Raw genomic sequence first — 24,256 nt, 5'->3', positions numbered from 1 at the left:
CGAATATGTTCACGGTAAATCATCAGACCAACAGGATTAGTCCGGTTAAGACGAAGAGATTCAGTGAGTTGGGCTTTACTGAGCGCAAGCATCTTCAGCTTTTTACCCGCTCAGGGCTGCGCTTGGCACACGAGCCTTCCGCACTCGGTGAAGAGCTGTTGATTATTCAAAAAGAGTTCGATGGCTTTGCGCTTTTTCCTTTTGTGCTGGACGCAAGCCGTGAACGTTTAGATTTACTGGCACTGGATAAAGATGGCAACTTGGTCATTATTGAAAACAAGCTGGACGACAGTGGCCGCGATGTGGTGTGGCAGGCGCTTAAATATGCCTCTTACTGTGCCAGTTTAACCAAAGCGCAAATAGTTGACATTTACCAACAGTATTTAGACCGCTATGAGCCCGTAACCGGAGAGGTTGACCTGTTAAATGCCCCTGCAAGTACCGCTCTTAGTGCCAGTCAAAGAATATGTGATTTTTTGGATGCGCCCGATCTCGATGAGTTAAAGCTCAACCTGGGTAACAGCCAGCGCATTATGTTAGTTGCGGCAAACTTTCGCAAAGAAGTGACCAGCACAGCGCTGTGGTTACTGGGTCAAGGCATTAGCATTGCCTGCTTCAAAATCACTCCTTATTCACTGGGTGAACAGCTACTGATTAATATTGACCAGATCATTCCAACGCCAGAAGCGAAAGAATTGATGATCGGCATTAATGCCAAGGAAGCGGAAGAAAAAACGACCGAAGTGGTACTGAAAAACCGCCATACGGTGCGTCGCGAGTACTGGGAGCGTGCCTTAGAGGCGTTTCAGAAAAGCTCTTGCCAACTCTATAACAACATCAGTACCACCAAAGATCATTGGTTATGCGCGGGCTCTGGCGTAACAGGTTGTCCATTTAGCCTGATTTTTAATCAAAAAGAACTACGCGTTGAGCTATGGTTAGGTCGAGCTAATAGTGACGAAAACAAGTGGCTATTTGACGAACTGGTAAAACAAAAAGATCAGATAGATTTAGCCTTTGGTGAACCGCTCGAATGGCTTCGCCTCGATAACAAAAAACAATCGCGTATTCAGTTTTCTACCAAAGCCGATGGATTCAATAAAGACATTTGGCTGGATCATATTACCTGGCATCTTGAGCATATGGTTAAACTGGAAAAGGTACTTAAGGCACCGCTGCTGCAAGCTTCAGAGAGATTAAAACATAAGGATGTGAAATGACGGTAAGTGTCGCAACTTGCTCAGCGCAACAACTTTTTGAAGGCCATAAAATACTTGGGAGTAATGGTAAGCAGATTACTGGAACGTTAGTTATTCCTGAATACCAGCGGCCTTATTGTTGGCAAAGCCAGCAAATTGATAGCTTGCTAGAAGATTTAGAAGCGCATTTTCATAAGCATAGTGAGCTATCGTATTATTTGGGTAGCCTTATTCTTCACCATGATGAACAACAGCTGAAAATCATCGATGGTCAACAGCGTATAACAACCTTAGCTTTATTCGGTTTCCTCTTACAACAGCACCAAAAGCTTGACCTACGTTTTGAATCGCCCCTTAGCCAACAGCAAATTAAGGCAAATCTTGATTGGATAGCAAATCATAAGTCAAAGTGGGCGAAGCTTATCAATTTTGAACGTATTCAGTTTTCATTGGTAGTCACTGAGTCAGAAGATGATGCGTACCGCTTTTTTGAAACGCAAAATACTGGCGGTGTGAGACTTGGTGGTCCCGACATTATCAAAGCTCATCATTTAAGGGCGGTTCCTAAGGTTCATCAATCAAGATTTGCGCTCCAATGGGAAGGCTTGGGTAAGTTAGATAACTCAGTCAAATTTCTTTTGAAAGGACGATATTGGCAACAGCTGAATTTGCGAGAACTCGCACCACATCTACAAACCAAAGTGGTAAGGGATCAAATCGTTGCTGAACTTGGTGAACAAACTACCGAAGGTGATGACATTGCTTATGGTCAGATACTGCGGTTAACCGGGATTGGTGGCGACGTTGTCCAACAAGCCGCGCAACAGGGATACGAAGTCAGACAACCGCTAAATGCGGGTATTAACACTATTCGTTACTTGTCGTATTTTCAAAACTTATATCAGAAGTACTGGATTCATCCGACGTTACCGCATCTAGAAGGCTACAACCGTTTTGTATGCTGGCTTAAGGGCTTGGAAGGATGTGGTTATCTACAAGGTTTATATGAAGCATGTCTGATGATGTACATCAGCCAGTTTGGTGAATATCAGTTGGAGTTGGCGGCGAACAAATTATTCAGAGTCGTTTACTCCCGCAGAGTGAGTAATCAGAAGGCGGTGAGAGAAAATTCCATTTCAAGTTTTGTGAGGGACTATCCAGTTTTGGATTGGATTGCTTTGAGCTACACAACTAAGCAGTGTTTTACCTTTTTTGATGCGTTTGATTTGGTCGTCGATCCTAGCAATTTAGAATCAGATACCAATAGTGTTAAGAAGCGCTTTATTGCTGAAGTAAGTAAGCATTTTCAGCTGGATTTGTCGCCAGAACAGTACGCGGCTTCATTTGCTAACTCATTAACCTGCAATATCACCGAAATGACGGAGGCAGCATGAGCTCAAAGGTTGAAACAGAGCTGCTTTCATTACAAATCATCGCGACAAAAGATTTGGGCTTCGTTATTCCTTGCTATCAGCGCCCATACGTCTGGCGTGAAGAAGAAGTGATTAAGTTATTTGACGACGTTCGAGATGCTTATTTAGCTAAAGAGCCACATTACTTTATTGGCAGTGTCTTGAGTGCGTTAAATGGTGATAAAAGCGAATATGAGCTGATCGATGGGCAGCAAAGAACCACAACATTGATGTTGTTATCACTTGCCTTCAAGGCTGTAGGGATTGAGACTCAGCTGGCTCATGTGAGTATCAAAGGTGAAAATCCAAGATTAACGTTCGAAATCAGAGAGTCAGTGCGGAACTTGCTTGGCAGCTACGCGGGACTGGACAAGATTACGAAACCCGGTGAAGAAGATATTCGTAAGGATGAGTATTTAGTACATTTAGAAGCTAACCTTACGATTCTGAGACAGCAAGTCGATAAGTTGGCAGAGCAATCAGACTTCGATATCCAAGGTTTTGCTGACTACATTTTTAACCAAGTGCAGTGGGTAAATAATATTGTTCCAGCATCTATGGATTTGAACCGGTTGTTTTCGAGTTTAAATACAGGTGGCATACAGCTAGAACCAGTTGATTTATTGAAAGCAAAGTTGTTCAAACACATAACAACAGATAAAGCCGTTTACAGCAGTATTTGGCAAGCGTGTGAACATACCGATAACTATTTTGAGCGAAATCTGAGACAGATATTCAAAAATGCCGACTGGCAAACGTTGGAGTATACCGATCTTGCCAACTATCAGGCAGAGCTATTTCCTCTAGTCAGCTCTAGTAATAGTGTTCAACGAGTTGGTAAGTCAATTGCTGAGATAGCATCTGGATCATTGGACTTTGATGTCGAACCTGAACAATCTGAAAGTCAAAGCGATGATTTTGACGATGAGACCGTTTATTGTCGTTCAATTATCAGTTTTGAGTTGCTGTTGATTCATACACTCAGAATTTTTTGTACCCAGAAATCGTGGGATGATCTTACTCCTCGTATCCGTGCTAGCAATCTGATGTTGTGTTTTGAAGGGTTACTACAACATGATGAACGAACCATTAAATCGTTTATCGAATTGTTATGGCAGGTTCGTTATCAGTTCGATACCTGGGTTGTGAAATGGGTCGAGCATGATGACAGAGAAGATGCTCAGTTACGTTTAACCTCGATTAGTAAGAATAAAGCCTATATCAATCGTAAAGCCAAAGAACTTGGTTTACTGGCACAATTGCAAGCCGTGCGAAACTTTACAGGTGATCGCTCAGCCCAGTATTGGTTAACAGCGTTTTTATGTCGATTGGTTGCTGATCCTAAAGCGAATGATGAAGACGTGGTTACGCTATTGGAGAGCATCGACAATAAAATGTCGCTTACTAGGGAAACGCAAAAAGAAGCTAGCTTTAAACTTGCATCAGATATTTCGCCACAAACGATCCCTTGGGAAGATCAAGCTATCTATCTTAAAAGTTCTTTGGGAACTCGATTCGAACATTATTGGTTTCAGAAGCTGGAATACTTACTCTGGAAAAACGGTGATAAAACCAATGATGATAAGTTAAAACGTTATCGGATCACTTCGAAAAATTCGGTTGAGCACGTTCATCCTCAAAATGAAGAGTACCATCATGAGCTAGAAAAGAGCCCATTAAATGCTTTTGGTAATTTAGTGCTTCTAAGCCCTGGTGAAAACTCATCATATAGCAACCAAACGGTAGCAAAGAAAAAAGCGGATTTTGATTCCAAGCCGCGCTACGACGCGTTAAAGCTGAAAGATATTTTTGAGACGTACACACAATCAAATGGCCAATGGTCTGCTATCGAAATAGATAAACATCAGCAAAAAATGTTGAAATTATTGGAAAAACATTACATGGAAGGAGTAGTCAATGGTCAGTAGTACTAACGAGCAGGCGTTAGAGGCTAGTATTGAAAGAGCCCTCACAGGTCATTGCCTTGAAGATCAAAAAGCAGGCATTTCTGATGGGATTGTTACGCCATATGGTGTGAACCATTGCGGCTACATGTCAGGCTTTCCATCTGATTTCAATATGCAATATGCCATTGATGAACGTTTCTTCTGGCAATTTCTGCAAAAGACACAAGAAGTAGAGCTGGCCAAACTGCAAAAGAACAATCCCTCAGATTGGCAGCGTAAGTTACTCGAACGATTTGACCGACTGATTAAGAAGCATGGCATTCTTCATTTACTTAAGAAAGGGCTAAGCGTAGACGATGCTCATTTCAATTTGCTCTATCCAGCCCCTCTGGCAAGCAGTAGTGTGAAGGTAAAGCAAAACTTTGCGGATAACGTGTTTAGTTGTACTCGGCAGGTGCGCTATTCCATGGAAAATCCCCTACAAGAAATCGACATGGTATTGTTTATCAACGGAATACCATTGATAACGCTAGAGTTGAAGAACGCATGGACGGGGCAAACTGCACGTTATCACGGCCAAAAGCAGTATCGAGATGATCGAGATGCATCTCAGCCATTGCTGACCTTTGGCCGCTGCCTAGTGCATATGGCGGTCGATACCGACGAAGTGTATATGACCACCAAGTTATCGGGTGGCAGTACCTTCTTCTTGCCGTTCAATAAAGGACACAATCTTGGACAAGGTAATCCGCCGAATCCATCTGGCCATAAAACGGCATACCTATGGCATGAAGTATTCACCAAAGAAAGCTTGGCAAATATTATCCAGCATTTTGTGCGTCTGGATGGGTCAAGCAAAGATCCATTACCAAAGCGAACTCTGTTCTTTCCTCGATACCATCAATTGGATGTGGTGAGAAAATTAGTAGACCATGCTGCCCAGCACGGTGTCGGTCAGACTTATTTAATTCAACACTCGGCTGGTTCAGGTAAGTCTAATTCGATTACCTGGGCAGCTTATCAGTTAATTGAAACCTATCCTGCATCGTCTGATGTGGCAGGCGGAAAAAGCTTGGAGCAGCCGTTATTTGACTCTGTAATTGTGGTTACCGATAGACGCCTATTGGACAAGCAGTTGCGGGATAACATTAAAGAGTTTTCTGAAGTAAAGAACATTATTGCCCCGGCGAACAAGTCATCTGAGCTTAAGCAGGCGCTCGAAAATGGCAAAAAGATCATCATAACGACGATTCAGAAATTTCCGTTCATTATTGATGGTATCGCTGATCTTAGTGACAAGCGCTTTGCGGTGATTATCGATGAAGCACACAGCTCACAGTCTGGCTCGGCGCATGACAATATGAACCGAGCGATGGGCAAATCTGAAGTCGATGAGGCCGAAGATGCCCAGGATAAAATCCTTCAGGCGATGAAATCGCGCAAGATGCGAGGGAATGCATCGTACTTGGCATTTACAGCCACACCCAAAAACAGCACTTTAGAGAAATTTGGTCAACGCCAAGAAGATGGCTCTTTCAAGCCGTTTCACTTGTATTCCATGAAACAAGCCATTGAAGAAGGCTTCATCTTGGATGTGCTGGCAAATTATACGACGTACAAAAGTTATTATGAGATTGAGAAATCAATCGCTGATAACCCTGAGTTTGATACCAAAAAGGCGCAGAAAAAACTCAGAGCTTATGTAGAACGAAGCCAGCAAACGATTGATACCAAGGCAGAGATTATGCTGGAGCATTTTGTTCCACATGTAGTGAATGCGAAAAAGCTCAAAGGTAAAGGTAAGGGAATGGTGGTCACTCAAAATATTGAGACGGCCATTCGATACTACAAAGCGATAAGGCGGATACTTGAGGAGCAAGGGAACCCCTTTAAAATTGCCATTGCTTTCTCAGGAACCAAAGAAGTTGATGGTATTGAATATACCGAAGCAGATATTAATGGTTTTGCCGAGTCAGATACCAAAGATATGTTTGATACTGATGAGTATCGACTTTTAGTGGTTGCAAACAAGTATCTGACTGGGTTTGACCAGCCTAAGCTTTGTGCCATGTATGTGGATAAGAAGCTCGCCAGTGTCTTGTGTGTCCAGACATTATCTCGTCTCAATCGAAGTGCGCCTAAATGGGGTAAAAAAACAGAAGACCTGTTTGTTTTAGACTTTTTCAACTCGGTTGAAGATATTCAGTCAGCATTCGATCCTTTCTACACAGCAACGTCGTTGTCCCAGGCTACAGATATAAACGTGCTGCACGAATTGAAAGATGAAATGGATGATGTAGGTGTGTACGAGTGGTATGAAGTTGAAGACTTTGTGACACGTTATTTCAAGAATGAAGACGCCCAAACACTCAGCCCAATCATTGATGTCGCAGCAGCACGGTTTGACCATGAGCTGGAGCTTGAAGCTGAAGCTAAAGTGGACTTTAAGATTAAAGCCAAGCAGTTCGTGAAAATCTATGGGCAGATGGCTTCTATCATGCCTTATGAAATGGTCTGCTGGGAAAAACTGTTTTGGTTCCTGAAGTTTTTAATACCAAAATTGAAAGTGGAAGATCCCGATGCAGATGCTATTGATGAGCTTCTCGATTCTGTCGATCTGAGTTCATACGGTTTGCAACGTGTGAAGCTTAACCACAGCATTAAACTTAGTGACCAAGAAGCGGAGCTTGATCCTCAAAATCCGAACCCACGTGGGGCGCAGAGGCTGTTCATAATTCTGTGTCAGGTTAATTTCACAGATCGATATGGTTTTCTAAGCGCCCCTCAAAATGGATTGAGAGCTGTGATAGCGTCAAATTCCAATTTTGGATGGGGTGAGTCCAGCGCTCAGAGGCCTTCAATATACCCGCGTAAAGCAGCTTGAGTAAACTGTTCTCGTTAGCAAAACCACCTTTGGTTTTAGTTAACTTTCTGAATTGGCGATGCACGGCTTCAACCGCATTGGTGGTGTAGATGGCGGTCCGAACGTAGTCAGGGTATTTGAAATAAACCGATAGCAGTGCCCACTTGTTGCGCCATGACTTAATCACTACAGGGTATTTATCACCCCATTTTGTCTCCAGTTCATCCAGTGCCATCTCGGCCGCATTCAAGGTGGCAGCCTTATAAACACACTTTAAATCGGCCATGAAGGCTTTTTGGTGCTTGGACGCGACATACTTCATTGAGTTGCGAATTTGATGGATGACGCACAGCTGTACTTCCGTCTGTGGATATATGGTTTCAATCGCTTCAGGAAAGCCTTTAAGGCCATCCACACAGGCGATGAGGATGTCTTTCACCCCACGGTTATACAGGTCGGTTAGTACGCTTAACCAATGGTGAGCCCCTTCATTATCAGACAGATATAAGCCTAATAGCTCTTTCTTGCCTTCGACGTTAAGGGCCAGAATGGTGTAAACCGCCTTGCTGATAAAGCGACCATTCTCTTTGATTTTATAGTGAATCGCATCGAGCCATATGACGGGGTAAAGCGGCTCTAGCTCGCGTTCCCGCCATGCCTGAAGCTCAGGTAGTAACTTGTCAGTAATGGCGTTCACCGTGCCGTTGGACACCGACATGCCGTACATGTCTTCGATATGTGCACGAATATCTTGATAGCTGGTGCCTAATGAAAATAAGCCAATGATTTTACGCTCCATTTCATCGGTAAGCTGGGTTTGGTGCTTTTTGACTAATTGAGGCTCGAAGGTGCCCGCTCTGTCTCTGGGCGTGTTCAACTCAAAGTTACCAATGGGGCTTTTAACTGTTTTAGTGGTTTTACCGTTTTTACGATTAGCGCCTTCAGTGCTCGCCAAATGGCCATCCAACTCTGCGGCTAAGGCCGCTTCAGTGAGTTGCTTAATCAAAGGGGTTAAGATGCCATCCTTGCCGGTGAGGTCTTTACCTTCACGCAGCGCTTGAATGGCAGCATTGATATCAAAAGTAGGTGTGGTCATAAATCATCTCTTTTTGGTATAGCTTAAAGAAATGACACAGAAATTTGAACACTACCGGGGCGCATGGCGGTGAAAAAGAAACTGACCCGCTGGATGAAATCATTCGCACATTTAATGAGCGATGGTTCCAAGGCTGGAGTGCCACACCTGAAGAGCAAAAAGTTAAGTTTGTGAACATCGCTGAGAGTATCCGCAATCACCCAGATTTCGAATCTAAATACAAAAACAACCCAGATCCTCATAATAGAGATTTGGCTTTCGAAAAAATGCTCAAGGAAATTATGCTGCAACGCCGTAAAGATGAACTTGAGCTCTACAAGTTGTTCGCAGGGGATTCAGCATTTAAAGCATCGTGGACGCAAAGTATGCAACGAATGGTAGGTATGTAGGTAGAAAGGAGTGATGGTTTGCTGAAGGCAGTCTCAGAGTTGTTAGATGGGTCACCAGGCCTGAAAGGACGTCAAATTGCCAAGGAGCTGGGACTGGATAAGTCCCAAGTGAACTCGTTTCTTCACAAAAACCAGGATACGTTTGTGAAAAACTCAAATCATGAATTGTGCTTGATACGGGCTCAGCATGTGGAAATTGATTTCGGTACAGGTTGGATTGATGAGAAAGCCTTTGAGAGTGCTATCGGTAAGCTTGCGTATCAAAAAGATGCAACAAAGGTAACATTTAAATCTTGTTGCGATCCACTAGAACTTACAGATCATGCAAGCGTTATCTTACGTTTGCCAGTTAGTGATGAAGCCGTTACTGAAACGATGTCTGATCTAGGCATTGAAGCTATCAAAATAAATCACAGATGTGCGAATATTAGTCAAAAATGACGATTAGCGTTATTTGTTTTAAATTTTTGTTGATTTTTTTGAAATGGAGCAAAAGCCATTAAATACAATTGGTTATGTTGTTATTTTGAACTGAAATTAAGGAGTCGGATTCTCAGGGTAAGTCATTGGTCTAATTGAAGAAAATATCAAAAAACAGAAGTAATGCAAAAAGTAATGCAGCCCTATGTTTGACTTATATTGATTATGTTTTTCAATACGTTATGCCATGAAGTAGACTCCCTCTCTCGCCACATTTAAGCAAAGGGAATCAGTATCTTACTGGTTCCCTTTGTTGTTTCTGGGCAAAATCTGCGTTTTCCTGTCCGTTTATGTTCGCATTAAAGCCCATCATTTAAGATATGCGACGTGCCATAGCGCTTCTTGAGCATCGTGATGTTTCACACTTAAGTTGGCGTGCTAGCCATTCATGTGGTTCGTTTTAACAAAACAGCCAACACTGTGACGCTGAACGAATTCAAGAATATTGTTAACTAATTGATTCATTGATTTAAATTGAGTTAGCATAGGGTGTATTCGCTCAGTGGATTTTCAAATGCTGTGAACAATAAGACAATAGAGTTTTACTCAAAAAGTGCTGAACAGTTTGCATCTCAATACGACAGCTTGTCTTTCGAAGCTGTTCATAAGGAATGGCTTGAATATCTTCCTAAAGAGGGAATGATACTCGATGTTGGAGCTGGTTCTGGACGTGATGCTCGTTATCTCGCGCAACGTGGTTACAGTGTTGTAGCCGTTGAACCTGCCAAAGCACTATTAGAAATAGCAAAACAGCGCTCTATGGATTTAGACGTTTTTTGGCTCAATGACTCTTTGCCTGAGCTTTCCTCTGTCTTTGCATTACACACCAAATTCGATCTTATTTTATTAAGTGCGGTTTGGATGCATATCCCGCCATCTCACCGCCAACGCGCTTTTCGTAAATTGAGTTCATTGCTCAAACCTAATGGGAAGATGGTGATCTCGTTACGACATGGCGCTAGTCCTGATGACAGGCTGATGTTTGATGTGAGTTCGTCAGAAGTGGCTGAATTAGCAAGCCAATTCGGCTTACAGTTTGAGATAGGTAGAGCATCTCAAGCTGATCAGCTTGGAAGATCCGAAGTTGTTTGGGAAACAGTTGTATGTACCTTACCTGATGACGGCACTGGCGCATTTCCACTGATCAGAAATATCGTGGTAAATGATAGTAAGTCATCCACCTATAAGTTGGCTTTACTGAGGGCATTATTACGAATTGCTGAAGGGCATGCTGGAGCTGTCATCGAACAACATGAAGACTCTGTTTTACTACCATTAGGACTCGTGGCGTTATACTGGCTCAAATTATATAAACCGCTAGTGGATGGCCCTAAACCGATGCAGCAAAGCAGCAATGTCAATAAAGGGCTTGGATTTATAAAACCGAATGGCTGGGGGAGTTTGGCTAGCTTTGCTAACAACGATTTTTATTTAGGTGCTGCGTTTGTCGAGACTTCATTAATCGATGCGGTGCATCACACACTAAAAGATATTAGCTCCACTATCAAAAATATGCCGGCAAAATATATTACCTTGCCAGGTACTGATAAGGCTGTATTTGAAGTTGAAATACTGCCGAATAGATCCCCGAAAAGCTATCTATCAATAGATTTCAATTATCTGAAGTCATTTGGTATTTTTAAAGTACCCAAACGAATTTGGGATTCGTTAACTCAGTACAGTATTTGGATTGAACCAGCACTAATCAACGAGTGGTGTTCAGTTATGGCTGGATATGAACTTAATAAACAGTATGCTTATAGTCAGGTCGATTTTTATGCTGCACTTAAGTGGGAAGATGCTCAGCGTAATACGCAGCAGATCAGAGACAGAGTACAAGAACTGCAACAAGTTGCGGATCTGAACTGTTGTTGGAGTGGTGATCTGTTGGATCATAGTGAATTTGCGATTGACCATGCGTTTCCATTTGCGCGATGGCCTAATAACGATCTTTGGAATCTACTTCCGACTAAGCACTCCATTAATGCTAATAAAAGTGATCGTCTTCCGACAAAATTGAGAATGCAGCAATCTAAGGATTGGATCCTTGATTGGTGGGAGATTGCTTGGAGCGAAAACAAAAATGTATTTTTTACGCAGGCAAGTTTTGCGCTGCCAGGGTTAGGTGTTAATACAGATCAATTCAGTGATGTATTTGAAGCGATGCTTTTTCAGCGAGATCGAATAAAGTCACTTCAACAATTAAAAGAATGGTGATTCGGCCTAAAAGTATTTTCAGGTCTAATAACACACCAAACTTTGACATTCTCGAAACTCAACTTCATGTAAATCAGTTTTCCATTCTAAGTGATGCGAATTATAGGTTCGCATCTGCTGAGTTATGCTGGCGATGAAGTCTTTCAAGGTTCTGGCATTACGTTACATAACACCACGGCAATATTATTTTTCCTGTTTTGAAAAATGCAGCAGCCGATTATTGGCGGGCATGGCGGTATCAGCAACCAATGTGATGGCTTGCGCTTGGGCGAGCTGAATAATCCATTCTATGTCCCGAATACCACTCTCACTATCTCTTTGTTTTAAATACTGATCGAATTGACGATTACTGTCGCTGGTAAACTGGCCTTGGTAGTTAAAAGGGCCGTAAATACAGAGGGTATTGAGTTGTGGCAAATATTGGCTCAAACCAGCAAAAAAGGCTTCAACCATGGTTTGACTCATAATATGCAAGGTATTGGCGCTGAAGACGGCGTCGATGCGGGTGTCATTAATGGGCCAAGGTTGGGTGACATCGAGTGCGAAGGGCAAGCCGAGGTTGTTGATACCTTTTTGATGCCCTTGTTGGTGGCATCTTGCGCTAATGCCCTCAAGGTAATCGGTTTGATCGCTGGTTTGCCAGAAAAGCTGAGGTAGATTTTCAGCAAAATAAACTGCATGTTGTCCCGTGCCGCTGCCAATTTCCAGCACCTGTTTGGCGCTGGCAAAGGCGGTTTGTAGCACGGCGAGTATTGGCGCTTTGTTATTTTCACAGGCTTGAGAAAACGGCAGCAAGCTAGGCGGCGTTTGAGGATCCTGAAACATGGTATGTCCTAAATTTATCCTTGCGGGGGCAAGCAAAGTGTTTGTCTGATAAACACGCGGTGTCAGTCTGCATCGCGGTCGTAATGGCCTGTAGCTTAAGCCAATGCGGCGGCAAATTCTATTGATAAGCACGATTTGGGATGGCAGCCCGGGCTGAGTTTTATCCCGTTCTACAATCTTCTGTTGACCACGATATTAGCTTAGATATACTCAAAAATTCTGAACAAATGTAAAAAATATAAAACAAAAACAGCTTAAATCTGTTCAAAGGATCCCTATGTCTGCTAAACGCTGCGCGTCTTATTACAATGCCACCATCAAGCAAGAGTCTGATTATCCTGAACTTGAAGGCGAAATTCGGGTCGATGTGGCCATTATCGGCGGTGGATTTACCGGTGTGGCAACGGCGGTGGAATTGTCTGAAAAGGGTTTCCAAGTGGCGCTACTTGAGGCCAATAAGATTGCTTGGGGCGCGACAGGGCGAAATGGCGGCCAAGTGACGGGGAGTTTGTCCGGCGATGCCGCCATGACAAAACAATTGCGGCGTCAGCTTGGTCAGGAGGCCGAAGATTATGTGTGGAACCTTCGTTGGCGCGGCCACGATATTATCAAAAACAGAGTGGCGAAGTATGGGATTGATTGTGACTTAAAATTTGGCCATATCCAGACGGCGTATCGCCCCGCACATATGGTCGAGTTACAGCAAATGTTTGATGAAGCTAATCGCCGTGGCATGGGGGAATTGATGACCTTAGTGCCAGCACATGAGATGCCCGCCTACTTAGCTTCGCCCTTGTACCACGGTGGGCTGGTCAATCGGCGGAATATGCATCTGCATTCGGTGAATTTATGTCTTGGTGAGGCGCGAGCGGCGGCTTCATTGGGCGCTAAGATTTTTGAACATTCGCAGGTGCTGGATATTCAGCAAGGAGAGCTCGCTACTGTGGTCACGCCAAAGGGCAGGGTGAAGGCAAACAGTGTGCTTATCGCCGGTAATGCCTATCACAAATTGGGCCGGCCTCAGCTGCGGGGCATGTTATTTCCTGCCTCACTTGGTAATTGTGCGACGGCTCAATTACCGCCAGAGCTGGCTAAGCAACTCAATCCGCAGGATTTAGCCGTGTATGATTGCCGTTTCGTGCTGGATTATTACCGCTTAACCGCCGATAACCGTTTGATGTTTGGGGGCGGAACCAATTACAGCGGCCGCGATCCTAAAAACGTTGCAGCCGAGCTGCGTCCGGCGATTGAACGCACTTTCCCCCAGTTAAAGGGTGTTGACATTGAATTTGCCTGGGCTGGCATGGCGGGGATAGTGATTAACCGTATTCCCCAGCTGGGCAAGATTGCGCCGAATATTTTCTATTGTCAGGGATATTCGGGCCATGGCGTGGCGACTTCCCATATTATGGCCGAGATCATGGGGCAGGCGATCGATGGTCAAATGCGAGAGTTCGATCTCTTTGCCGCCATGCGTCATATCCGGATCCCATTGAATGAATGGTTTGGTAATCAGGCCCTTGCGCTAGGGATGTTGTATTACACGCTGAGGGAAAATTGGCGCTAAATAGTGAGTCATCCGTCAAGCTCAAGCGGCGTTATTGGTCGCAATATTGGGTGATTTGTTGCTCTGGTTCGCCGCGATGGACTCGCTACTACGCATTCTCCATCGCCAGGTTTTCCGCGAGATAATCCACTAATACCCTTACTTTGGCGCTCAGGTGACGATTCTGCGGATAGAGCGCCCAAATGCCTTCTTTAGCTTCGCGGTGCGCGTCGAGGAAGGAGATGAGTCGGCCTGCATGAATATCTTCTTCAATATAGTAATCAGGGAGTTGCACTATTCCTATGCTCTTTAACGCCGCATCCCGCAGGGCGTAACCGCTGTTGCAAATAAGGTTGCCACGTACCTTAATATTGCGCTCACGGCCATTTTCAATAAAGCGCCAGTAATTGTGATTCCCGATCAGGCAATTATGTTGATTTAACTCCGAAAGCGTATGGGGCTCACCGTATTTTTCAACGTAACTGGGCGAGGCTGCCACATAATGGGTGCGGCTACTCAAGGGTTTAGCCATCAGGCTGGAGTCGGCGAGTTTGCCAAGGCGAATGGCTAAATCGTAACCGCCCTCAATCAAATCTAAGGTTCTGTTGGTCAAGTCGACATTAAATTCCACACTGGGATATTGCACCATAAAATCATTGAGTAATGGCATGATAAATTTTTCGCCGTAGGCCACGGGCGCGGTGAGTTTCACCAGTCCTTGGGGCGAACCTTTTAGATCGGTAATTGCCCGCTCGGCCTCCTCGAGGCCTGTTTGCAATTGGCGGCAATGACGATAATAAATCGTGCCTTCTTCGGTAAGCGATACCTTGCGAGTCGTACGGTAAAACAGCTTAGTGCCGAGGCGATTTTCCAGCGCGCCGATTTGCCGACTCACGTGGGCGGTGGACACATTGAGGCGCTGTGCGGCCAAGGTAAAGTTCTCGGCTTCGGCCACTGCTACAAATTCTGATATGCCATCCCAAAGGTACATTGTTGCTTCTCAGTAAAAATGAATTGCTAAAATTCTAGATTATCAATCCTCAGGAAATAAATACAATCTAGTGACTGCATTAGCGCACACTATTTTTAAGCTTATCCATCCGCCTCAATCTATGCTTACAAGCGAGTAGGGCATGAGGTAAGCCGTAAATCGATAAGCCCATTGATTAAAAGAAGGAAAGACAAGCATGTCGAACGAAAAACCACAGTTTATCAAGTCAAAGGCCGCCGTGGCCTGGGGGCCGGGACAGCCGCTCAAGATTGAAGAAGTCGATGTGATGTTACCTAAAGCCGGCGAAGTATTAGTTCGCATCGTGGCGACTGGGGTGTGCCATACCGATGCGTTTACCTTAAGTGGTGACGATCCAGAAGGCGTGTTCCCAGCGATCCTCGGCCATGAGGGCGGTGGTATTGTTGAGCAAGTGGGAGAAGGCGTGACCAGCGTGCAGGTGGGTGACCATGTGATCCCTCTCTACACGCCTGAGTGTGGTGAATGTAAATTCTGTTTATCGGGTAAAACAAACCTGTGCCAGAAGATCCGTGCGACCCAAGGCAAAGGTTTGATGCCAGATGGCACCACGCGTTTCTATAAAGATGGCCAGCCCATTTTCCATTACATGGGCTGTTCTACCTTCTCTGAATACACTGTATTACCAGAAATTTCATTGGCTAAGGTTAATAAAACTGCGCCATTAGAAGAGATCTGTCTGCTAGGTTGTGGTGTGACGACAGGTATGGGCGCCGTAATGAACACCGCTAAGGTGGAAGAAGGCGCGACCGTGGCGATTTTCGGCCTAGGTGGTATTGGTCTTTCGGCCATTATTGGTGCGACCATGGCTAAAGCCAGCCGAATTATTGCCATCGATATTAACGAATCTAAATTCGAACTTGCCCGTAAATTAGGTGCAACCGATTGTATTAATCCGAAACATTTCGACAAACCTATTCAAGAGGTGATTGTCGAGATGACCGATGGCGGCGTGGATTACTCCTTCGAATGTATCGGTAATGTCAATGTGATGCGCAGCGCGCTCGAGTGTTGCCACAAGGGCTGGGGCGAGTCAGTGATCATTGGTGTTGCGGGCGCAGGGCAGGAGATCTCCACCCGTCCATTCCAACTGGTGACGGGCCGTGTATGGCGCGGTTCTGCCTTCGGTGGCGTGAAAGGACGCTCGCAATTACCTAAAATCGTTGAACAATACCTAGCAGGTGAGTTTAAGCTCGATGACTTTATCACCCACACTATGGGACTTGAGCAAGTCAACGAAGCCTTCGACTTGATGCATGAAGGCAAGAGCATTCGCAGCGTGATCCATTTCGATAAATAAACGCTCGGTTTGCCATCACAGCAGCAGATAACCGCTAACGGCTTATCTGCTGCTTATGCGTTTTAAGCTTGTGATAGGGTCTTGAACGGCAAGCTAAACGCTAAAAGTGAACAGGAAAGGGATTGAAATGACCATAGAAAATATCAGCTGTAACAAGAGTTTTGGTGGTTGGCACAAACAGTATCGCCATCAATCTCAGGCGCTGAATTGCGAGATGCGCTTTGCGATTTACCTGCCACCCGAGGCGGCCAACAAACCTGTACCTGTGTTGTATTGGCTATCGGGTCTCACCTGTACCGACGAAAACTTTATGCAGAAGGCGGGCGCGCAGCGTATTGCGGCTCAGTTGGGAATGGCTATCGTCGCCCCCGATACGAGTCCTCGTGGCGATGATGTTGCCGATGCGCCGGATAAAGCCTATGACTTAGGTCTTGGCGCGGGGTTTTATTTAAACGCGACCAGAGCGCCTTGGAATCGCCACTATAAAATGTATGACTATATAGTGCATGAGCTGCCAGCGCTGATTGAAGCGAATTTCCCCGTAACCGGGCAGCGCGCTATTTCTGGCCACTCCATGGGCGGGCACGGCGCGTTAGTGATAGGGTTAACCAATCCCCACAGATACAGTTCAATCTCGGCCTTTAGTCCGATCAGTAATCCAAGCAATGCGCCTTGGGGGATTAAAGCCTTTACCGAGTATTTAGGGGAAAATCGTGAGCACTGGCGCCAATACGATGCCTGTGAGTTGCTAAAACTGGCGATTAACGAAGTGCCTGTATTAGTCGACCAAGGTGATGCCGACAGCTTTTTAGAAGCACAACTGATGCCACAAACGCTTAGTGATATCGCCAAAGCAAAAGGCTACCCCTTAGATTTACGTATGCAGGCGGGGTACGACCATAGCTATTATTTTATTGCGAGCTTTATTGAAGAGCACCTTAAATTCCATAGCTTGTATTTTAAATAAGGCTGCCAATCGTTAACCCCTTTCAGGATTAAACCTCAGAGTTAAAGCCTAGGGGTAAATATTAAAAAGCGCGGTGAACACAAGTTCGCTGCGCTTTTGTTTTCTACGGATAAATTGCGATGTCATTCAACATGTCATGTTGATCAATCACGCCTGAATAATCTGGATGCAGCGGCTATATCTCAAATGATAAAAAGCTGTTAAGTTCTCGACATTAATGATGATTCATTCTCGATATTCTCATCACACAATATTGACGAATAAATATACGCAAGGATAGGAGCTCAATATGAAATGGATGTTCGTACTGTTACTGGCGATAACCAGTACCGCCAATGCCATGATTATCAGGCATGATGCGGATGACGCGAAATATCAAGCGGCGGCGCAAAGCGATAATTCGACGGTCAGCTTTTTAGGACTTTATAAAGACGATGAAATCGTGCTTGGTACTGGCAGCCTTATCGATAAGCAATGGATTGTGACGGCGGCGCACGTGGCTAATGAGCTAACGGTCGGCAATAAGGTGCAATTTAAAACGCATTTTTACCCGATTAAAGACGTGATAAAACATCCACTTTGGAAAGAGAGGCACTTTCCCTACGATATTGCCTTGGTTCAATTGGCTTCTCCCATTGAGGATGCAACACTCGCTAAATTGAATCATGCCACAACCGAAACGGGCAAAATCGCCACCTTCGTCGGACGTGGCGATTATGGTAATGGACTGGTGGGCGTTGCGGGGGCCGACAAACAATTACGCGCTGCACACAATGCCGTGGTCGGTGTGCAGGAGCAATGGTTGCAATTTATCTTTGACCGTGACGCGAATGCCTTACCATTGGAGGGGATAAGTGGCCCAGGAGATTCGGGCGGCCCCGCGTATCTCATCTCGGCCGATTCAGTTTGTCTTATCGGTGTCAGCTCATGGCAAAATGCCGAGTCAACCAATTGGGAAGAGGGCAAGTATGGCGTGATTGAGCATTACTCACGTATTTCATTCTTTCGGGATTGGATTGAGCAAACCTTATTTCAGGCATCAAAGATTGTGCTCGCTGGCTGTTCTGATAGCTAATTGATAACCCATGTACAATGTTGGCTTAACCTCAACTTATCAGCTTTAGGAAACTATGGGTAAACTACCGATTTTGTGTTGTTCACTGGCCATGTTGTTTGGTTGCAATACGAAGGGGACCTATGAACAAACAAGCCAAGAGTTGACGGGGCTTGAATTGATAGCGCCCCACCTTGGTTACTTTAAATCATGGGCGCCAATGGGTAATGAAGGAGCTCACCAGATGACAGCTGAGCAACAAGCTGAGCAAGTTCAGGCTCTGAATTTGTGCTTGGAACAATTGCGCTCATCCGCTGAAATATTGCCAAGCCACGCACTTCGAAGTGTTTTACTCGTCCAATGTATGCAGAAACAAGGCTGGTATTTCGTGGTTGAAGAACTGTATATCACTCAGTAGTACAAATCACGCACAAATTTCTCTCCATCTCTTAGGATTTTAGCAAGTGCAATCGCATTGAGAGGGGCAATCTGCAAGATATGCTTGAGACAAAAACGCCTGCGATTGCAGGCGTTTTTGTCAGTGCTTAGTCGCTAAGCAGTGTTAACTCTCTACTTTTTAACCCATTTTCCTTGGGCGTTTTGCACATAGTTGCCTTTATCTGTGGCGGCGATAGCTTTTTCACCGGCAAGTTTGGCCACATCGGCGGCGGAGATATTGTTCTTTTTAGCGATGGTTTCGTAATGGGCGCGGCGTTTGTTGTTCACATCGTCCATCACGGCTTTGGCCTCGCTATTATTCTGCACTAGGCCCAAATAGCCATTAAGCTGCTCACCTAAGTAACCTTGGGATTTGGCTTCCTGTAGTGACATGGCAAAGGCATTTAAGCTGAATAAACTTAGGCCGAGCAACAGGAGTAATGTTGGCTTTTGTAGCAGGGTTTTGAGTGGCATTGATTTCATTGTATATTCCTCAATTCTTAGTGATTAGAACAACTTATCATCTGATAGAAGCTGATCTAGCTCCTTATCCACTTTGATTTTTATCTCGTGTTCAATTTTCACATTGAGATTAATCACAATCGGTTTGTCAGGCGGCTCAATCTTTACCGTTGGCGCACAGCCTTGCAATGCCGCCAGTAGCAGCAATGCACCTAAACTCACTTGCTGTAATTGAATGATCTTCACTGAGGTTTCCTTGTTACTTCACGGATTTTTCGATTCTGTCCTGCAGATCGTTACCAATCTGAAGACTCCTGAATAATTGCAGCATGTTCTCTTCATGAGAGTAATTCAAGTGGATGGGGCGTTCAATCCCTCGGCTGCGGCCTTTGACTTCCACTAAGAGCTTGGCATCGCCGGTTTGAACCATATCGAAACTACTGGATAACTGGCTGTATTCTAAATGTTCTAGTGCTGAAAATACAAAGTCGAGATAAGGCTGCGATTGACGCATTTGATCGACTGCTGGATTACCCGAAATCGCAATAAGGCCACCGGGCGCACGGGCCGCCAACTGGCCACCGCTGATCGAGACTTTGCCATCGACCAAATCCACGGGTAATACACCATCGAAAATACCATCTGCATAGATACCAATTTGCGGCTGAATGCGCAGCACTTCCTCAAGGCTCATGCCCTGCAATAATAGATAGGCGTGGGATTTGTCCTGTAATTTTAAATTAAAATCAGGCAGTAAGAACTGGCCGCTCAATACTTTGCCGTTAGCAGTCATCGACACGTCGGTATCACTCAAGCCCGTGAGTTGTTGCAGCCAATTGTCGGGAAGTTTTTCGGCATCCTTGGCGAGGACAATATCGGCCTCCACTTCGATATCGGTCAAAGGGAAGCCGGGATCGAACAAGTTAAAGGTCATCATGGTCTGCGGGCAGTTCAGTCGGCTTAAACTGCTGAAATAGCCTGGTGCTTGCGGCGCCTTATAGGATTGCCCCCAAGTGAACTCGCATTGAGCCTGTAATTTCCCGCCTTCAAAGGTCGTGTCTTGATAAAAACCTTCCAGCTCTGTCATCGACTGGGTAATTTGCATGGCAAATTGAGTCTGCTCTGGCTCATGTGTCAGCTTAAATTGTGCTTGTAATTGGTTATGACCTGTCACATTTAACTCAGCGGGCAAGGGCTGGGTTTGATTCAGCAGCGATAGCGCTTCTGTCATGCTGGTATCGACAACCCACTGGCCCGTTAACAGCAGTGGTTTGTGAGGCGCGGCAAACTGTAATTGATGGTCGCTTTGCAGCTTAACCGTGCCGACTCGCCACTGTTCATGGCCGTGAAGACGTTGGTTTTGCCAGTTTAACGTCTGCGCGAGTGCCAAATTATCCAGTTTAAGCACAGTCTGTTTACGTGTGCGGCCTTTGGCGCTGAGCTGCTTTTCAATCAAGAGTTGCTGTGCTTGCCAGTTCACTTGGTTGCTCAACTGACTCGATTGGATTGCATTTTCAATGGATTGCAGCGAGGAGTAATCGAGCGTCATCGCCTTTGATGTCTCAAGGGAGAACGTCTTGAGGTTAATATCGTTGCGGCTGCTCTGCACTGCGGCAGCGCTGTTGTCCGCAAGATTCTCTACCGCTTGGCTCACGCGCAGCTGCGACAGGGCGAGTGATAGCGGCGGCAGCTTGAAGGCAAACTCGGTCGATTGTGCGCCAGTCGTATCCTGAGTCGCTAATGGGGTTGCACTCGCGGCAATCGGGGCCTTAGCGTTGAGCTGAATACTGCCAAGGCTTAACTGCGTTTGTTTAGTTTGATGCTCGGCGGCTTGCGCAGTTTGCTGTAGCTGCAGATCTTCAAGTGCAAATTGTAAGGTATCGCTTGAGACATCCGAGTCACTCGTCACAGGCGCTGTGCTCACTTGCCAATTCAGCCCTTGAGCCGACTGAGCAACACTGATATGACCCGCTGTTTGAAGCATTCCCGCGCTCCAACTGAAATCCTGCGGTGCTGCGTGCCAAAGCTCCCGCAGCGACAGCGGCGTCGTTTGCGTAAGTGCCAATTGCCAGCGGCTCGCGACCTTCCAAGCATCTGGCGTGGGCGTTAACTGGATATCTTGTAAGTGAATACGCGTCTCAAGCTTACTGCCTAGCGTGGTTAACTCGAATGCGGGCAGCGCTATGGGTTCATAGGTGTTCGCTTGAGATGCCAGAGCATAGTGCAGTGGCGCTGTCATCGAAAAGGCAAGGCCCACGGGCGCCTCGGTGCTTTTAAGCCCCGAAAGTAGGGTAAGGAGCGCTTGAGAGTTTTCATCGCTCAATTGCAGTGACTGATTAAGTGCGGCTAAGAGCTGCGCGTGCTGTGCCTGATTGGGCGTGAGCGCAAGATGAAAGGGCTCGAGGGTGAGATTAAGTGAAGCAAGTGATCCACTAAGCTCAAACCCCAAAGCTGGCTGGGGCGCGAGCGTTAAGTCGGCAAAATGGCTTAAGTTGATGCTGGGCTGCTGAATGCGGTGGCGGCTTGTGATTTCGCCACTAGCGAGTGTCATCGTGCTCTCAGAACTGAGTTGCCCACTTAGTCCTATCCCAAGTTGTTGCCACTGTTGATCCCACAGGGTTAATTGGCTGAGGATGCTCCCTTGGGTTTGGCGCAGGCCAATTTGATGCAGGTTTTCCAGTAGCGGCGCGATATTCAGTTCGCTTTTCAAGCGCCATTGTTCGTTGCCAAGCGTCGCTGCAAGCTGGGCTAACGGTTCACCCTCAGGGCTGCTAAAGGCTGTGGTTAATTCAGCTTGATGATTCAGGCTGAGTTTATCCATCACCAGCTGATAGGCCGGAAGCTCTGCCTGCGGCGCTAATCTGAGTGTGGTTTTACCTATATCAATTAAAGGTAAGGATTGGATATTTAACGCCAACGCTGGCGTTTGTTCATCGGCGATGGTGGGGCTTCGCTCCAGCAGCGATGCGCCAAGTTCAACGTCTATCTCGCCCGTGCTAATGCGCTTGATTTTTTGAGTTAAACTCTCAACTTGGACAAGTTGCTTCAGTTCTTCAAGGCTTTTGGGCCAGTTGAGTTCAAGCTGAATATCCAGGTTATTGATCACTAAATGCGAGTCATGTACACGCAGGCTCGCAGAGCGAATGTGCCAATGTTCTAAACCCATGGGGCCTAAACGAATATCGCTAAGCTCACCGTCCATGCCGCTTAAGGCATAATTCGCGACGCGAAGGATCAGGGCTTCGGTTTGACTGTTGACTATCCAAATGGTTAGCGCCGCGCCAGCTAACAGGCCCGCCACAGTGGTGGCAATCAGGCTTTGTTTTAAGCGCTTTTTGAGTGTAGAACCGCGGCGGGGCGCCGCCGAATCTGGCGCTGCGGCCGCAGTCGCTTCTTGAGGCATCGCCTGATGCGCGTGCTTGGCAGTCTCCTGATCTGGCGATGTCGGCGTGTTAACCATGGGGTTCGAATGTCATCCTTATCATCAGCGCCTTGCTATTGTTCCCCGTGGGAGCGTGAGGCGATTTGGGGCTGCCGATGCTGAGCGGCAAGCGGGATTAGCGGCAGTTTAACATCCAAGCCGCTGGCTGACTAATAAAGAACTTGGCAATCTTGCGCGAAGCAAGATTGAGTGCCTGTCATTATTCATCTTGATTTTACAGGCACTTATACGGCTTAAGCTAAAATAGCGTTTATCCCGATTGTTTATCCGCGTCGCTTATCCTAAGAGCTGAGCGCCAATCACGGCCACTCCGCAGAGCATAGCTAACAGTAAACCGAGCTTGCCCCCTGCGACGCGGTAACCTAGTGGCAGATTCGCTTTATCGCGCGCTTGTCTTTGTACCCACACCATGGCCACGGGTAAAAAAATCGCGAGGATCACGAGGGCGATTGCCGCATAACCGAGGGCGGTAATAAATCCCTGCGGGTAAAAGAGGGCAAACCCCAGAGGAGGCACGAAGGTAATGGCGGCGGTAACACTGCGACCCGCGGCATTATCCTGCTGCCTTAAATTCGCCGCCATAAAGTCAAACAGACCGAGGCTGACCCCTAAAAAGGAGGTGGCCAGCGCCAGATCGGCAAAGACACTGATGGCTGAACTTAAGTATTGGCTGTGCAGTACACTGGCTAACTGATTGATAAAGCCTGAAAGACTCTGATTCGTCATCAGTTGGCTTTGGCTGAGCACGCCTTGGCTGCCCAGTTGCCACAGCAGGTAAATCAGTAGCGGTAATGCCGAGCCGAGCAGCATGATTTTACGCAGGCTTTTTACCTCAACGCCTAAGTAGCGCACCACGGACGGAATCGAGCCATGAAAACCAAAGGAGGTAAAAATCACTGGAATGGCCGACACGATAAGCCCTTGTTCCAGTGGCAACTCGAGTAAATGTGTACCTTCAACCTGTGGCAGTAATAGGGCCAGCATTAGGATTAACGCAATGATTTTCAAACTAAAGAGCACGCGATTGATCAAATCGACACAATGGGTGCCTAAGCCGACTATGGTGCCGATTAACAGGGTAAATAACACGGCGCCCGCCTGTGGCGGCAGATTTAATCCTAACCAAGCATTGAGCTTTTGATTGACTTGCTCGCCGCCACCCGCGATATAGGCGGCGCACAGGGCGTAGAGTAAAAACATCAGGGCAACACTGGCAATCACTTGGCCCTTCGCGCCCAAAAGCGTGCGGGCTAATTGGTTCAGGCTCGCATCACTCGGAGCAAATTGATGGATTTCAACCATAAGCAGGGCGGTGTAGGCCATCAGCGCCCAGAGGAGCAACATAATGATGCTCGATACACCAAAACCGAGTCCTGCCGAGGCGATAGGGAGTGCGAGCATACCCGCGCCAATGGTGGTGCCTGCAATCAGTAGCAAACTGCCGAAAAATTTATTTTGTGTCATAACTTTACGCTCAAACGTCTTTATTAATGGCTCAACTGTCTCAGTTGAGTGCTTTATTGAGGAGCAGTGCAGAATGGCGCGTGATACTGTGAACTAAAGGGTACGTGCTGTACCTGTATTGTGATCGTGGCGCAATCTGCGGATCGTTGGGGATATGGCCACAATGGA

Annotated in this window: 18 protein-coding genes and 1 pseudogene; 12 read left to right on the top strand and 7 right to left on the bottom strand. The window is 46.1% G+C overall.

The features are described 5' to 3' along the window. Positions 1 to 5: 5 nt before the first annotated feature. The 4 genes and pseudogenes from CF168_RS11585 to CF168_RS11570 form a co-directional block, all read left to right on the top strand. The gene (locus CF168_RS11585; protein WP_089067938.1) at positions 6 to 1,220 is read left to right on the top strand and encodes a DUF4268 domain-containing protein; all 1,215 of its coding nucleotides are present in this window, start codon (positions 6 to 8) and stop codon (positions 1,218 to 1,220) included. After that, entirely contained in the window at positions 1,217 to 2,593 is a 1,377-nt protein-coding gene (locus tag CF168_RS11580) for a DUF262 domain-containing protein (RefSeq protein ID WP_089067937.1), read from the top strand. Before CF168_RS11585 ends, CF168_RS11580 begins: the two co-directional genes overlap by 4 nt. After that, positions 2,590 to 4,539, top strand: a complete 1,950-nt coding sequence (locus tag CF168_RS11575) for a DUF262 domain-containing protein (protein WP_089067936.1) — start codon at positions 2,590 to 2,592, stop codon at positions 4,537 to 4,539. Before CF168_RS11580 ends, CF168_RS11575 begins: the two co-directional genes overlap by 4 nt. Next, positions 4,529 to 7,237 (top strand): annotated as a pseudogene (locus tag CF168_RS11570) (type I restriction endonuclease subunit R); the annotation flags it as partial. The gene CF168_RS11575 and the pseudogene CF168_RS11570, both read left to right, overlap by 11 nt. 34 nt (positions 7,238 to 7,271) lie before the next feature. Here CF168_RS11570 and CF168_RS11565 read toward each other — a convergent pair. Further along, positions 7,272 to 8,477, bottom strand: a complete 1,206-nt coding sequence (locus CF168_RS11565) for an IS256-like element ISSod5 family transposase (protein WP_089066614.1) — start codon at positions 8,475 to 8,477, stop codon at positions 7,272 to 7,274. A 44-nt stretch (positions 8,478 to 8,521) separates the two neighbouring features. Between CF168_RS11565 and CF168_RS11560 the strand changes: the two genes are divergently transcribed. From CF168_RS11560 to CF168_RS11550, 3 genes are all read left to right on the top strand, one after another. Further along, positions 8,522 to 8,866, top strand: coding sequence for a hypothetical protein (locus tag CF168_RS11560; RefSeq protein ID WP_430980675.1), 345 nt, complete (start codon positions 8,522 to 8,524; stop codon positions 8,864 to 8,866). 18 nt (positions 8,867 to 8,884) lie between these two features. Continuing rightward, positions 8,885 to 9,307 carry a hypothetical protein gene (locus CF168_RS22535; RefSeq protein WP_232015282.1) on the top strand — a complete coding sequence of 141 codons (423 nt, stop codon included), beginning with the start codon at positions 8,885 to 8,887 and terminating at the stop codon, positions 9,305 to 9,307. Between the two features lie 558 nt (positions 9,308 to 9,865). Continuing rightward, positions 9,866 to 11,563, top strand: coding sequence for a class I SAM-dependent methyltransferase (locus CF168_RS11550; RefSeq protein ID WP_240520022.1), 1,698 nt, complete (start codon positions 9,866 to 9,868; stop codon positions 11,561 to 11,563). A 183-nt stretch (positions 11,564 to 11,746) separates the two neighbouring features. Here the strand turns inward: CF168_RS11550 and CF168_RS11545 are convergent, their stop codons facing one another. After that, complete coding sequence (locus CF168_RS11545; protein ID WP_089067934.1) at positions 11,747 to 12,388, bottom strand: DUF938 domain-containing protein; 642 nt, start codon at positions 12,386 to 12,388, stop codon at positions 11,747 to 11,749. Positions 12,389 to 12,665: 277 nt separating this feature from the next. Here CF168_RS11545 and CF168_RS11540 point away from each other — a divergent pair, with 277 nt between their 5' ends. After that, the gene (locus CF168_RS11540; RefSeq protein WP_089067933.1) at positions 12,666 to 13,955 is read left to right on the top strand and encodes an NAD(P)/FAD-dependent oxidoreductase; all 1,290 of its coding nucleotides are present in this window, start codon (positions 12,666 to 12,668) and stop codon (positions 13,953 to 13,955) included. Positions 13,956 to 14,043: 88 nt separating this feature from the next. Here CF168_RS11540 and CF168_RS11535 read toward each other — a convergent pair whose 3' ends face one another. Further along, a complete protein-coding gene (locus CF168_RS11535) occupies positions 14,044 to 14,925 on the bottom strand; it encodes a LysR substrate-binding domain-containing protein (protein WP_089067932.1) in 882 nt (293 codons plus the stop codon). A gap of 196 nt (positions 14,926 to 15,121) precedes the next feature. On the opposite strand from CF168_RS11535, the gene CF168_RS11530 reads away from it, so the two are divergent. The 4 genes from CF168_RS11530 (at position 15,122) to CF168_RS11515 (ending at position 18,700) form a co-directional block, all read left to right on the top strand. Then, entirely contained in the window at positions 15,122 to 16,261 is a 1,140-nt protein-coding gene (locus CF168_RS11530; protein WP_011622557.1) for an S-(hydroxymethyl)glutathione dehydrogenase/class III alcohol dehydrogenase, read from the top strand. Positions 16,262 to 16,388: 127 nt separating this feature from the next. After that, positions 16,389 to 17,228 (top strand): S-formylglutathione hydrolase, encoded by an 840-nt coding sequence (gene fghA, locus CF168_RS11525; RefSeq protein ID WP_011622558.1) that lies wholly within the window; start codon positions 16,389 to 16,391, stop codon positions 17,226 to 17,228. Positions 17,229 to 17,517: 289 nt separating this feature from the next. After that, positions 17,518 to 18,303 (top strand): S1 family peptidase, encoded by a 786-nt coding sequence (locus tag CF168_RS11520; RefSeq protein WP_089067931.1) that lies wholly within the window; start codon positions 17,518 to 17,520, stop codon positions 18,301 to 18,303. Between the two features lie 55 nt (positions 18,304 to 18,358). Beyond that, positions 18,359 to 18,700 carry a hypothetical protein gene (locus CF168_RS11515; protein WP_086903647.1) on the top strand — a complete coding sequence of 114 codons (342 nt, stop codon included), beginning with the start codon at positions 18,359 to 18,361 and terminating at the stop codon, positions 18,698 to 18,700. Positions 18,701 to 18,852: 152 nt separating this feature from the next. Here the strand turns inward: CF168_RS11515 and CF168_RS11510 are convergent, their stop codons facing one another. The 4 genes from CF168_RS11510 to CF168_RS11495 form a co-directional block, all read right to left on the bottom strand. Beyond that, positions 18,853 to 19,203 (bottom strand): YdbL family protein, encoded by a 351-nt coding sequence (locus tag CF168_RS11510; RefSeq protein WP_011626323.1) that lies wholly within the window; start codon positions 19,201 to 19,203, stop codon positions 18,853 to 18,855. A gap of 24 nt (positions 19,204 to 19,227) precedes the next feature. Beyond that, on the bottom strand, positions 19,228 to 19,428 hold the full coding sequence (locus tag CF168_RS11505) for a YnbE family lipoprotein (protein WP_011622561.1): 201 nt from the start codon (positions 19,426 to 19,428) through the stop codon (positions 19,228 to 19,230). 13 nt (positions 19,429 to 19,441) lie between these two features. After that, the gene (locus CF168_RS11500; RefSeq protein WP_089067930.1) at positions 19,442 to 22,642 is read right to left on the bottom strand and encodes an intermembrane phospholipid transport protein YdbH family protein; all 3,201 of its coding nucleotides are present in this window, start codon (positions 22,640 to 22,642) and stop codon (positions 19,442 to 19,444) included. 258 nt (positions 22,643 to 22,900) lie between these two features. Continuing rightward, positions 22,901 to 24,088 (bottom strand): aromatic amino acid transport family protein, encoded by a 1,188-nt coding sequence (locus tag CF168_RS11495; protein ID WP_089067929.1) that lies wholly within the window; start codon positions 24,086 to 24,088, stop codon positions 22,901 to 22,903. Positions 24,089 to 24,256 lie beyond the last annotated feature (168 nt).

This window comes from Shewanella bicestrii (assembly GCF_002216875.1).
GTDB lineage: Bacteria > Pseudomonadota > Gammaproteobacteria > Enterobacterales > Shewanellaceae > Shewanella > Shewanella seohaensis.
This window is presented reverse-complemented; position numbering and strand designations above follow the sequence as displayed.

Bases quoted from the DNA above. Each gene is read 5' to 3' on its own strand.
- CF168_RS11575 (WP_089067936.1), top strand. From the start codon at position 2,590: ATGAGCTCAAAGGTTGAAACAGAGCTGCTTTCATTACAAATCATCGCG.
- CF168_RS11510 (WP_011626323.1), bottom strand. From the start codon at position 19,203: ATGAAATCAATGCCACTCAAAACCCTGCTACAAAAGCCAACATTACTC.
- CF168_RS11535 (WP_089067932.1), bottom strand. From the start codon at position 14,925: ATGTACCTTTGGGATGGCATATCAGAATTTGTAGCAGTGGCCGAAGCC.
- CF168_RS11495 (WP_089067929.1), bottom strand. From the start codon at position 24,088: ATGACACAAAATAAATTTTTCGGCAGTTTGCTACTGATTGCAGGCACC.
- fghA (WP_011622558.1), top strand. From the start codon at position 16,389: ATGACCATAGAAAATATCAGCTGTAACAAGAGTTTTGGTGGTTGGCAC.
- CF168_RS11565 (WP_089066614.1), bottom strand. From the start codon at position 8,477: ATGACCACACCTACTTTTGATATCAATGCTGCCATTCAAGCGCTGCGT.
- CF168_RS11520 (WP_089067931.1), top strand. From the start codon at position 17,518: ATGAAATGGATGTTCGTACTGTTACTGGCGATAACCAGTACCGCCAAT.
- CF168_RS11580 (WP_089067937.1), top strand. From the start codon at position 1,217: ATGACGGTAAGTGTCGCAACTTGCTCAGCGCAACAACTTTTTGAAGGC.
- CF168_RS11500 (WP_089067930.1), bottom strand. From the start codon at position 22,642: ATGGTTAACACGCCGACATCGCCAGATCAGGAGACTGCCAAGCACGCG.
- CF168_RS11585 (WP_089067938.1), top strand. From the start codon at position 6: ATGTTCACGGTAAATCATCAGACCAACAGGATTAGTCCGGTTAAGACG.
- CF168_RS11515 (WP_086903647.1), top strand. From the start codon at position 18,359: ATGGGTAAACTACCGATTTTGTGTTGTTCACTGGCCATGTTGTTTGGT.
- CF168_RS11545 (WP_089067934.1), bottom strand. From the start codon at position 12,388: ATGTTTCAGGATCCTCAAACGCCGCCTAGCTTGCTGCCGTTTTCTCAA.
- CF168_RS11530 (WP_011622557.1), top strand. From the start codon at position 15,122: ATGTCGAACGAAAAACCACAGTTTATCAAGTCAAAGGCCGCCGTGGCC.
- CF168_RS11540 (WP_089067933.1), top strand. From the start codon at position 12,666: ATGTCTGCTAAACGCTGCGCGTCTTATTACAATGCCACCATCAAGCAA.